The following is a 10,774-nucleotide window of genomic DNA, read 5'->3' on the forward strand; positions in this document are numbered from 1 at the left end:
AGTACCGGCCGGCTAGTTGGACTTCGCCGTGATCCACACGGTGAGGGCCACGATGGCGCCGAGGCCGAAGATCCAGAGGAACAGGCCCTCGGCCACCGGGCCGAGGTTGCCGAGCTCGAACCCGCCGGGGGACGGGTTGTTCTGGATGAACTTGAGGTACGTGATGATGTCGGCCTTGCCCTGCGGGTCGATGTTCAGGTCGTTGAAGACCGGCATGTTCTGCGGGCCCGTGATCATGGCCTCGTAGATGTGCTGGGCGCTGACGCCGGTGAGCGCGGGCGCGTACTTGCCCTCGGTGAGCGCACCGCCGGCGCCGGCGACGTTGTGGCACATCGCGCAGTTGATGCGGAACAGCTCGGCGCCGCGGGCGGCGTCGCCCTTGCCGTCGAGGTACTTCTGCTCGGGGATCGACGGGCCGGGGGCGAGCGAGGCGACGTAGGCGGCCAGGGCCGCGACCTGCTCGTCGGTGAACTGGACCGGCTTCTCCTGGGCCTGCGGGCCCTGCATCTGCATCGGCATGCGGCCGGTGCCGACCTGGAAGTCGACCGACGCCGCACCGACGCCGATCAGGCTCGGGGCGACCTCGGTGCCCTGGGCCTCCATGCCGTGGCAGGTGGCGCAGTTGGCCTGGAAGAGCTTCTTGCCCTCGTCGACGCTGGCCTGCGAGGCGGCCGCGGGGGCCGTCTCGGCGGACGCGGTCGTGGTGGTGACGGCGGCGTAGGCGCCACCGGTGAGGCCGAGGCCGACGACGAGCAGCGCGACCGTGGCGATGGGGTGACGACGGCCTGTCTTGCGGACGGGCTTCGCCGCGGTGCCGTTCGGTGCTTTACCGGAGAGTCGGGGACGCATGGGGTGAGGTCAGCTCCTGTTTCTATCGGATGATGTAGATGACCGCGAACAGCCCGATCCACACGACGTCGACGAAGTGCCAGTAGTACGAGACGACGATGGCGCTGGTCGCCTCCTTGTGGCCGAAGGTCTTGACCGCGAACGCGCGGCCGATCACGAGCAGGAAGGCGATGAGACCGCCGGTCACGTGCAGGCCGTGGAAACCGGTGGTCAGGTAGAACGCAGAGCCGTACGCGTTGGAGCTGAGGGAGATGCCCTCGGAGACCAGCGTCGCGTACTCGAGGATCTGCCCGGACACGAAGACCGCGCCGAGGATGTACGAGAGCGTGAACCACTCGACCATTCCCCACTTGGCCGGGCTCCAGCTCGTGCGGCGCGGCTGCAGGCGCTCCGCCGCGAACACCCCGAACTGGCAGGTGAACGAACTGGCGACCAGGATGATCGTGTTCGTCAGCGAGTAGGGGATGTTCAGGTGCTGGGTCTCCGCCGCCCACAGATCGGGAGAGGTCGACTTGAGCGTGAAGTAGATCGCGAACAGACCCGCGAAGAACATCACCTCGGAGCCGAGCCAGACGATCGTGCCGACGGCGACGACGTTGGGCCGGTTGATGGCCGGCGCGGTCGCAGCGGGAGAAATTGAGGTGCTCGTCACGTAACCCATTATGGCTGAAAAGAACCCGTGGTTTTCTCACCTGGCAGGCAAGAATCAGCCTCGATTCCGGTGGGACCCGGCTCGGGCGGCGCCCGGAACGATGCTCCCCGTGGCGTGTCGCGTCCCCATAGGATCGTGACATGGCCCCATCGCAGTCCTGGTCCTCCGTGCTCACCGCCCTCCTCGCGGGCGACGATCTCAGCGTGGCGGACGCGGCGTGGGCCATGAACCAGGTCATGACGGGGGAGGCGACGGAGGCCCAGCTGGCCGCGTTCCTGGTGGCGCTGCGGGCCAAGGGCGAGACCGTCGACGAGATCGTCGGCTTCCGCGACGCCATCCTGGACCACGCCGTCCCGCTGCCGGTCGACCCGATGGCGCTCGACATCGTCGGCACGGGAGGCGACCGGTTCGGCACGGTGAACGTGTCGACGACGGCCTCGATCATCGCGGCGGCGACCGGTGTGCCGGTGATCAAGCACGGCAACCGGGCGGCGAGCTCCTCGTCGGGCTCGTCCGATGTGCTCGCCGCGCTCGGGATCGACCTGACCCTGCCGCCGGAGCGCGTCGCCGAGGTGCTGCAGACCACCGGGATCACCTTCGCGTTCGCGAGCGCGTTCCATCCGGGGTTCGCCAACGCCGGCCCGGTGCGGTCGCAGCTCGGCGTGCCGACCGTCTTCAACTACCTCGGCCCGCTGTGCAACCCGGCGCGGCCCGAGGCGTCCGCGGTCGGCGTCGCGACGCTCGACCGCATCCCGCTCATCGTCGGCGTGTTCCAGACCCGCGGCGCGACCGCGCTGGTCTTCCGCGGCGACGACGGGCTCGACGAGCTGTCGACCACCGGTCACAGCCATGTCTGGGAGGTCTCGAGGGGCCTCGTCACCGAGCACGACATCGACCCGCGCGACCTGGGACTGCCCCGGGCGCGGATCGAGGACCTGCTCGGCAAGGACGCCGCGTACAACGCGGCCGTCGTGCGTGCCGTGCTCGCGGGCGAAGAGGGCCCCGTGCGCGACATCGTCCTGCTCAACGCGGCGGCCGGGCTCGTGTCCTACGAGCTCGCGTCCGACCCGTCGAGGGTCCAGGAGTCCATCCTGGATCGGTTCCGTTCGCACATGGCGGTCGCCGCCCACGCCATCGACTCCGGGGCCGCGGCCGCGAAGCTCGACGAATGGGTGGCGGCGACGCATTGACGAGGTGGGGACCGCCCCACCGGAATGGAAAGGAAGGGTTTCGATGAAGAAGCTCATCAACGACGTGCCCGACGTCGTGACCGAGTCCCTCGCCGGGTTCGGCCGGGCTCACGCCGACATCGTGAGGGTGTCGCAGGATCCGAAGTTCGTCGCACGGGCCGATGGCCCTGTGCGCGGCAAGGTCGGCCTGGTCAGCGGTGGCGGCAGCGGCCACGAGCCCCTCCACGCCGGCTTCGTCGGCAGGGGGATGCTCGACGCCGCCGTTCCGGGCGAGGTCTTCACCTCGCCGACGCCGATGCCGATCGTGGAGGCGACCAAGGCCGCCGACGGCGGCGCCGGCGTCCTCCACATCGTCAAGAACTACACCGGAGACGTGCTGAACTTCGAGACGGCGGCCGACCTGGTCGGCGCCGAGGGCATCCAGGTGCGCTCCGTCGTCACGAACGACGACGTCGCCGTGCAGGACTCCCTCTACACCGCGGGCCGCCGCGGCGTCGCCGGGACCGTGCTCGTGGAGAAGATCGCGGGCGCTGCGGCCGATCGCGGCGACGACCTGGACGCCGTCACAGCGGTCGCCGAGCGGGTGAACGCCAGCGTCCGCTCGATCGGCCTCGCCCTCACCGACGGCACCGTGCCGCACGCGGGGGAGCCCGGCTTCGTCCTCCCCGAGGACGAGATCGAGTTCGGCGTCGGCATCCACGGCGAGCCCGGCCGCGAGCGGATCAAGCTCGAGCCGGCCGACCGGCTGGTGGACCGGATGATGGAGGCGATCCTCGGCGATCTGCCGTTCTCGTCCGGCGACCGGGTGCTGCTCTTCGTCAACGGGATGGGCGGGACGCCGCTGTCGGAGCTCTACATCCTGTTCCGCCGCGCCGCCGAGATCCTCGACGAGCGCGGCATCACCCTGTCCCGGTCGCTCGTGGGCAGCTACGTCACCTCGCTGGAGATGCAGGGCGCCTCCATCACCGTGCTGAAGCTGGACGACGAGCTCACCGCCCTGTGGGACGCACCGGTGCACACGGCCGCCCTGCGCTGGGGCGAGTGACCGCGCCGGGCACCGCGCGCGAACAGAGACACGAGCTGGACTGAGAGGAAGGACGCGTCGATGACGCTGGACACGGACTGGGTGCGGGCCTGGATGACCGCCGCTGCGGCGGCCATCGGGGAGCACAAGCACGAGCTGAACACCCTCGACCGCGAGATCGGCGACGGCGACCACGGCGAGAACATGGACCGCGGCCTGCGCGCCGCGGTCACGGCGCTCGACGGGCTGCCGGAGGGGTCGGCGCCCGGCGCCGCCCTGCGGGCGGTCGCGATGACGCTGATCTCGACGGGCGGCGGCGCCTCCGGCCCGCTCTACGGCACCGCCTTCCTGAAGGCGGCGGAGCCGGCGGGCACGGCCGAGGAGATCGACGGAGCGACGCTCGTGGCGATGCTCAGGGCGGCCCGCGACGGGATCGTGTCCCGCGGCAAGGCGGAGCCCGGCGACAAGACGATGGTCGACGCCTGGACCCCGGCGGTCGACGCCGCGGCCGCCGCGCAGGACGGGGGCGCCTCGGCGCACGACATCCTCGCGGCGGCCGCGGAGGCCGCCGAGCAGGGCGCAGCGGCCACCGAGCCGCTCGTCGCCCGCAAGGGCAGGGCGAGCTACCTCGGCGAGCGGTCCGCCGGCCACCGCGACCCCGGCGCGCAGTCGACGGCGCTGCTCCTGCGCGCCGCCGCGGGGGTCACGGATGAGTGACCGGATCGGCATCGTCTTCGTCTCGCACAGCGAGCAGCTGGCTGCCGGCGCCGTCGCCCTCGCGGGGCAGATGGCGCCGTCGGTCCGGCTGCTCGCCGCGGGCGGGACGGACGACGGCGGCATCGGGACCAGCTTCACGAAGGTGATGTCGGCGGTCGGCGAGGCGGACGCGGGCGCGGGGGTGGTCGTCATCAGCGACCTCGGCTCGGCGCTGCTCACCGCCGAGACGGTGCTCGACATGCTTCCGGAGGACGAGCGCGCACGGGTGCGGGTCGTGGACGTGCCGTTCGTGGAGGGCGGTGTGGCGGCGTCCGTCGCGGCCGAGACCGGTGCGGACCTGGCCGGGGTCGCAGCCGCGGCCGAGGGCGCGCGGACCGCATGGGCCGGGGAGGAGGCGTCGCCGGCCGAGCCGGCCGCTGCCGAGCCGGCCGCGGCCTCCACACCCCCGAGCGAGGCGGGCGGCCGGTACGTGCGCGAGGTGCTCGTGCGCAACCCGCAGGGCCTGCACGCGCGCCCGGCGGCGGATTTCGTCAAGCTCGCCAACACGTTCCCGGCGAAGGTGACGGTCAACGGCAAGGATGCGAAGAGCCTGCTCGGCGTCATGTCGCTCGGGCTCACCGCGGGGTCGACGGCGACGATCGCGACGGACGACCTCGAGGGCCGGGAGGCCGTCGACGCCCTCGCCGCGCTGGTCGAGACGGGTTTCGGGGAGATCTAGCGTGGCCGCTCAGCCGAGCGGCAGCGCCATCTCCCGCTCCGTCGCGGTGCGGTCGAGCGGATACGGCAGCGTGTTGCCGGTGAACGTGAAGCCGCGGCGCTCGTAGTAGCGGATGGCCGGCGCGTTGTGCTCGTGCACCTCCAGCAGCAGCCGGTCGCCGCGACCGCGCGCCCAGTCGATGACCGCGTCGAGCAGCGCGTCGGTGACGCCCGCCGCCCGGCCGCGGTACTCCGGCGTGACGTACACGCCCACGAGGTGCGGGTCGGGGGCGCCCGTCGCATGGAAGCCGCCCATGCTGCCGAGCCAGCTGCCGTCCGGCGCGACCGCCGCGAACAGCCGCCCGGTCGGCGACGCGTTCGCGGCGCGGCGGCGCCAGTGCTCCTCGGAGTGGCGGCGGGCGTCGTCCAGCGTCTCGAGGAACGCGATCGGGGTGTCGGCGAGCATCTCGAGCCGCAGGTCGCGGTACGCACGCCAGTCGGCCTCCACGCTGGCGCGGACGGTCCACTCGCGCGGCGGCTCCTGCATGCCGGTCAGCTCCGGGCGGCGAGCAGCGTCTCCGCCTCCGCGAGCAGGATGGCCGTGCACAGCCCCTCCAGGGCCGTCGTCAGCTCACCCAGCGGCGGGAAGGTGGGGGCGATGCGGATGTTGGCGTCGCGCGGGTCGTCGCCGTACGGGAATGTCGCGCCGGCGGGGGTCACGGCGATGCCCGCCTCCTTGGCGAGCTGGACGGCGCGGGCGGCCGCACCCTCCAGCACGTCGAGGCTGACGAAGTATCCGCCCTTCGGGGCCGTCCACTCGCCGGCCCCCCAGAGGGAGAGCCGGTCGCGGAACACGCGGTCGACGGCGTCGAACTTGGGCGCGAGGATGGCGCGGTGCTTCTCCATGTGCTCCGCGAGGCCCGCCGCGTCGCCGAGCAGACGGACGTGACGCAGCTGGTTGATCTTGTCGGGGCCGATGCTCTGCGCCGACAGGTTGTGCTTGAACCAGGCGACATTCGCCTCCGACGCCCCGACGAACGCCACGCCGGCGCCCGGGTAGGTGACCTTGGAGGTGGAGGCGAAGATCAGCGGGCGGTCCGGGTTGCCGGCCTCGGCGGCCAGGGAGAGCACGTCGATCGGCTCGGGCCGCTCGTCGGTGAGGTGGTGCACGGCGTACGCGTTGTCCCAGAACAGGCGGAAGTCGGGGGCGGCGGGCAGCGAGACGAGGGCGCGCACGACCTCCTCGCTGTACACCGCTCCGGTCGGGTTGGAGTAGACCGGGACGCACCACATGCCCTTGATGGAGTCGTCGGCCGCGAGCAGCGAGGCCACGGCCTCCACGTCGGGTCCGTCGTCGTTCATCGGGACCGGGATCAGACGGATGCCGTACCGCTCGCAGATGGTGAAGTGCCGGTCGTAACCGGGCACCGGCGCGAGGAAGCTGATCGGGCGGGTCGCCCACGGCGCGTCGCCGCCGGGGACGCCGTGCAGCAGCGCCTGGACGATCGTGTCGTGCATCAGCGTGAGGCTGGAGTTGCCGAGCGCGAGCAGGCGCGAGACAGGCACGCGCAGGGCGTCGGAGAACATCTCGCGCAGCTCGGGCAGGCCCTCGGCGCCGCCGTAGTTGCGCAGGTCGAGACCGGACGCGTCGCGGTACTCGCCGTCGGGCAGGCGGAGCAGGTCGTTCGACAGGTCGAGCTGCTCGGCCGCCGGCTTGCCGCGGGTCAGGTCGAGGGTGAGGCGGGCCTCCTTCAGCTCGTCGTACGCGGCCGAGAAGGCGTCGCGGGCGGCGAGGAGGGCCGGGGTGTCGAGGTCGGCGAGGGGCGAGGCGGCGGTGGTCACGTTCCGATCGTACCGGCGCGCGGCGACGGCGACGGGCGGCACGGTGTGCGAGCATCCGAGTGTGACGGATGAGGTGGAGCGCGGACGCGGACGGTCGCGGCTGCGCATGGCGGTGGCGCTCGCGGCCGGGGTGCTGACCGGCGTGGCCGTGGGCGTGGCCGACCAGTGGCGCTACGCGGTGATCGCAGGCTGGGCCGCCGCGTGCGTCGTGTACGTGCTCTGGGTGTGGCTGCGGGTATGGCGGCTCGACGCGACGCAGACCCGGCTGCACGCGACGCTGGAGGACCCGGGGAGGCGGACCAGCGACCTCCTGCTGCTGCTCGCGAGCGCCGCCAGCGTGGTCGCCGTCGTCTACATCGTGGTGGACGCGCGGCACCTCTCGGGCGGCCGCCAGCTCGTCGTGGCGCTGCTCGCGGTGGTGAGCGTCGCGCTGTCGTGGCTGCTCGTCCACACGCTGTACACGCTGCGGTACGCGCGGATGTACTACCTCAAGGACGGCGGCATCGACTTCAACCAGGACGAGCCGCCGAAGTACAGCGACTTCGCCTATCTGGCGTTCACGCTCGGGATGACGTTCCAGGTGTCGGACACGAACGTCAGCAGCTCGTACATCCGGCAGGCGATCCTCCGGCACACGCTGCTGTCGTACCTGTTCGGTTCGGTCATCCTGGCGACGACGGTGAACCTGGTGGCGGGGCTGTAGCGAGCGGCAGCTAGCGCGACGTGCGCTCGGCGGAGGCCGAACGCTCACCCGCGGTCGGGGAAGGGGTGGTGCCCTCGCTCCGGCCGGCGATCCACGCACGTCGACGCGCGCCGCGAGCGGCCGCGGGCTCGCCGGGGATGATCTTCTTCGCCGTGGTGCGGACGAAGCCGATTCCGCCCGGCGAGACTTCGACGTGGGTGGTCATGGGATGAGTGTATGCCCTGGGGCTGACATCGGAGGAGGGGGTCCGGGTGCGGCGATGGCGAAGGCGGCGGCGAGCTCTGCCGCGACCAGCTCCGCCAGGAGCGTGTCGCCCTCGAGAAGGCTCTTCGGCCTGGGAGCGTCCATCACGAGCATGCCGAACAGCACGCCGCTGGACCAGATGGGGACGCGGACGAACGTGCGGTAGCGGTCGCTGCGACCCTCGTACTCGCGTGGCGCACGCCTTCGTACATCGGGGTAGAGCTGCGCGCCGAGTGGCGGGTCGGCTTGGAGGTATTCCATGATCTCCTCGCCGGCGGGCTCGCCGAGCAGGAAGCGGCGAGGGACGTCGTTCCGGCCGAACCGCCCGATGGCCTCCAGCCGGTCGGGAGCCGCCTTCAGCGCGAAGACGACGGCTCGTGCCTCGACACCGCGTGGCGTCATGGCGACGAGGGCGCCGCAGCACTGGTCCGCGATCTTCTCGAGCTGGGCCTCGCGCGCCGCCTTCTCGGACGGATCGAGGATGGCCAGCTCGGTCATCAGATCGAGAGCCGGGCCGAGCGTGTTGTGGAGTTCGCGCACTGCGTCATAACGCGCCTTCTCGAGGGAGCGGCCCCAACGGTGGTCGCGGATGCCTTTGACGAGCAGCAGCGTGCCGAGCAGGGCGGCGCAGGCAAGCGCCCACGCACGGAGCACGGCGGCGTCCGGTCCGGCGGACGAGGCCATGATCCCGAGTATCGAGACCGCTGCCGTCAGGGCGATCGGCGCGAGCGTCCACGCGGCAAGCCGGAAACCGTCGACGAGGAGGGTCGAACGCGATGCCACCCGACGACCATAACGGGTGCCGCTGACATTGATGTACCGCGGCCGGTCAGGCGCGGCGCAGGGTGGTGAAGCGGTATCGGATGCCGTTCTCCGCCGTCAGCCAGTCGGCGGAGGAGGCGGGGTCGGCGCGCCATTCCGGGCCCGGCTCCGGGGCGCGGGTGTCGCCGTCGACGGCGAGGTCGAGCTCGGTCAGCTCGATGCGGTCGGCGGCGGGGAGGGTCTGGCGGTAGAGCTCGGCGCCGCCGATCACCCAGAGCGTGCCGTCGGCGGGCTCGGCGGCCAGCGCCTCCTCGACGGTGTGCACGACCTCGGCGCCGGGGGAGGTCCAGCCGGGCTGCCTGGTCACCACCAGGTTGCGGCGGCCGGGCAGCGGGCGGAAGCGCTCGGGGAGCGACTCCCACGTGCGGCGGCCCATGACCACCGGAAAGCCGGAGGTCAGCGCGCGGAAACGCTTCATGTCCTCCGGCAGATGCCACGGCATGACTCCGCCCGCGCCGATGACCCGGTCGTGGGCCTGGGCCCAGATGAGGGCGACGCTCATACGGCGACGGCGGCGCGGATGGCCGGGTGGTGCTGGTAGTCCTCCACCACGAAGTCCTCGTAGCGGTAGTCGAAGATGCTGTCCGGGGTGCGGGCGAAGCGCAGCCGCGGGGCCGGGAACGGGTCGCGCGTCAGCTGCTCGCTCACCTGCTCCACGTGGTTGTCGTAGATGTGGCAGTCGCCGCCGGTCCAGACGAACTCGCCCGGCTCGAGGCCGACCTGCTGGGCGACCATGAGGGTGAGGAGGGCGTAGCTGGCGATGTTGAACGGCACGCCGAGGAACAGGTCGGCGCTGCGCTGGTACAGCTGGCACGACAGCCTGCCGTCGGCGACGTAGAACTGGAACAGGGCGTGGCAGGGGGCGAGGGCCATGTCGGGGATCTCGGCGACGTTCCAGGCCGAGACGATGATGCGGCGCGAGTCCGGGTCGCGGCGGAGGGTGTCGATCACCTGCTGGATCTGGTCGATGTGACCGCCGTCGGGGGTCGGCCACGACCTCCACTGCACGCCGTACACCGGGCCGAGCTCACCGCGCTCGTCGGCCCACTCGTCCCAGATGGTGACGCCGTGCTCCTGCAGCCAGCCGACATTGCTCTCGCCGCGGAGGAACCACAGCAGCTCGTACGCGATCGACTTGAAGTGGACGCGCTTGGTCGTGATGAGGGGGAACCCCTCGGCGAGGTCGAACCGCAGCTGCCGGCCGAAGACGCTGCGCGTCCCGGTGCCGGTGCGGTCGGACTTGCGGCTGCCGGTCGCGAGGACGTCGCGCAGCAGGTCTTCGTACGGGGTCGGGATCGTCGCGCTCATCGAGAGAATGCTACTTCTCCTCTTCCCCTCGTGCCCCCTGACTCCCCGGGGACGGGCGTCGTAATGTTCTGGTATGGAGCGCGGATCGGCCGGGGAGCGTCACAGCGACGACGAGTTGGCCAGCGCGCTGGAGGCGGAGGTCGCGCGCATCACGTCGGCGATCCCGATCGTGTCGGCGACGGGTCCGCTGCGGCGGCCGCCGCGGCATGCGGCGGCGCCGGTGGAGGTGAGGGAGGCGGAGCCGGTGGCGGCGGAGCCGGCGGTCGCGGAGCCGGTGGCCGAGGAGCCGGCGGTGGTGGAGCCGGTAGCCGAGGTGCCGGCGACCGAGCCGGTCGATGCCGGGGAGCCCGAGCCCGAGCTGGAGCCCGAGCCGGAGGATGAGGACGCAGGGGCCTGGGTCGGGCCGCCGACGGTGGCGATCAGCTTCGACGACCTGCCCATGCGGCGCGAGCGGCCAGGGCCGCAGCCGACGTTCAGCCCGTGGGTCGCGGGTGCGACCGGCGTCATCCCGGTCGTGCAGCCGGGGCCGGAGGCCGCCCCGGAGCCCGAGGCCGAGCCGGAGCCCGAGCCCGAGCCCGAGCCCGAGGTCGAGCCGGAGCCCGAGGTCGAGCCGCCGCACGTCCCGGCGATCACCATCGCCCCGATCGTGACGCCGCCGGCTGCCGAGCCGGCTGCCGAGCCCGCTGCCGAGCCCACTGCCGAGCCGGCTGCCGCGCCCGGCGCCGAGC

Annotated in this window: 13 protein-coding genes and 1 pseudogene; 6 read left to right on the top strand and 8 right to left on the bottom strand. The window is 72.1% G+C overall.

Annotated elements, in window-relative coordinates:
* Window positions 1-12: 12 nt before the first annotated feature.
* On the bottom strand, window positions 13-849 hold the full coding sequence (qcrC, locus tag ACR9ZG_RS06785) for a cytochrome bc1 complex diheme cytochrome c subunit (protein ID WP_481284063.1): 837 nt from the start codon (window positions 847-849) through the stop codon (window positions 13-15).
* Between the two features lie 22 nt (window positions 850-871).
* Window positions 872-1,510 carry an aa3-type cytochrome oxidase subunit III gene (gene ctaE / locus ACR9ZG_RS06790; RefSeq protein WP_481284064.1) on the bottom strand — a complete coding sequence of 213 codons (639 nt, stop codon included), beginning with the start codon at window positions 1,508-1,510 and terminating at the stop codon, window positions 872-874.
* A 131-nt stretch (window positions 1,511-1,641) separates the two neighbouring features.
* On the opposite strand from ctaE, the gene trpD reads away from it, so the two are divergent.
* Genes trpD through dhaM form a run of 4 tightly spaced genes read left to right on the top strand, consistent with a single transcriptional unit; the run spans window position 1,642 to window position 5,150 of the window.
* Entirely contained in the window at window positions 1,642-2,691 is a 1,050-nt protein-coding gene (trpD, locus tag ACR9ZG_RS06795) for an anthranilate phosphoribosyltransferase (protein WP_481284065.1), read from the top strand.
* Between the two features lie 43 nt (window positions 2,692-2,734).
* Window positions 2,735-3,736 (top strand): dihydroxyacetone kinase subunit DhaK, encoded by a 1,002-nt coding sequence (gene dhaK / locus ACR9ZG_RS06800; RefSeq protein ID WP_481284066.1) that lies wholly within the window; start codon window positions 2,735-2,737, stop codon window positions 3,734-3,736.
* Window positions 3,737-3,796: 60 nt separating this feature from the next.
* Entirely contained in the window at window positions 3,797-4,432 is a 636-nt protein-coding gene (gene dhaL / locus ACR9ZG_RS06805) for a dihydroxyacetone kinase subunit DhaL (RefSeq protein ID WP_481284067.1), read from the top strand.
* A complete protein-coding gene (gene dhaM, locus ACR9ZG_RS06810; protein WP_481284068.1) occupies window positions 4,425-5,150 on the top strand; it encodes a dihydroxyacetone kinase phosphoryl donor subunit DhaM in 726 nt (241 codons plus the stop codon). The genes dhaL and dhaM overlap by 8 nt, the downstream gene beginning before the upstream one ends.
* A 9-nt stretch (window positions 5,151-5,159) precedes the next feature.
* On the opposite strand, the gene ACR9ZG_RS06815 is transcribed toward dhaM, so the two are convergent.
* Together ACR9ZG_RS06815 and ACR9ZG_RS06820 are read right to left on the bottom strand one after the other, a co-directional pair.
* Window positions 5,160-5,675, bottom strand: a complete 516-nt coding sequence (locus tag ACR9ZG_RS06815) for a GNAT family N-acetyltransferase (RefSeq protein WP_481284069.1) — start codon at window positions 5,673-5,675, stop codon at window positions 5,160-5,162.
* 5 nt (window positions 5,676-5,680) lie between these two features.
* Window positions 5,681-6,970, bottom strand: coding sequence for an aspartate aminotransferase type Ic (locus ACR9ZG_RS06820; protein WP_481284070.1), 1,290 nt, complete (start codon window positions 6,968-6,970; stop codon window positions 5,681-5,683).
* A gap of 106 nt (window positions 6,971-7,076) precedes the next feature.
* Here ACR9ZG_RS06820 and ACR9ZG_RS06825 point away from each other — a divergent pair, with 106 nt between their 5' ends.
* On the top strand, window positions 7,077-7,673 hold the full coding sequence (locus ACR9ZG_RS06825) for a DUF1345 domain-containing protein (protein WP_481284076.1): 597 nt from the start codon (window positions 7,077-7,079) through the stop codon (window positions 7,671-7,673).
* A gap of 10 nt (window positions 7,674-7,683) precedes the next feature.
* Here ACR9ZG_RS06825 and ACR9ZG_RS06830 read toward each other — a convergent pair whose 3' ends face one another.
* The 4 genes from ACR9ZG_RS06830 to ACR9ZG_RS06845 are packed head-to-tail and all read right to left on the bottom strand — an operon-like array spanning window position 7,684 to window position 10,046.
* Entirely contained in the window at window positions 7,684-7,878 is a 195-nt protein-coding gene (locus ACR9ZG_RS06830) for a hypothetical protein (protein WP_481284071.1), read from the bottom strand.
* Window positions 7,875-8,699: a hypothetical protein gene (locus ACR9ZG_RS06835; RefSeq protein WP_481284072.1), complete on the bottom strand. Its 825-nt coding sequence runs from the start codon at window positions 8,697-8,699 to the stop codon at window positions 7,875-7,877. Before ACR9ZG_RS06835 ends, ACR9ZG_RS06830 begins: the two co-directional genes overlap by 4 nt.
* A gap of 46 nt (window positions 8,700-8,745) precedes the next feature.
* Window positions 8,746-9,240 (bottom strand): dihydrofolate reductase, encoded by a 495-nt coding sequence (locus ACR9ZG_RS06840; protein WP_481284073.1) that lies wholly within the window; start codon window positions 9,238-9,240, stop codon window positions 8,746-8,748.
* Window positions 9,237-10,046 carry a thymidylate synthase gene (locus ACR9ZG_RS06845; protein WP_481284074.1) on the bottom strand — a complete coding sequence of 270 codons (810 nt, stop codon included), beginning with the start codon at window positions 10,044-10,046 and terminating at the stop codon, window positions 9,237-9,239. Before ACR9ZG_RS06845 ends, ACR9ZG_RS06840 begins: the two co-directional genes overlap by 4 nt.
* A gap of 73 nt (window positions 10,047-10,119) precedes the next feature.
* Between ACR9ZG_RS06845 and ACR9ZG_RS06850 the strand changes: the two are divergent.
* A pseudogene (locus tag ACR9ZG_RS06850) lies at window positions 10,120-10,774 on the top strand (hypothetical protein); the annotation flags it as partial.

The organism is Leifsonia sp. KNZ12-8B (assembly GCF_056755495.1).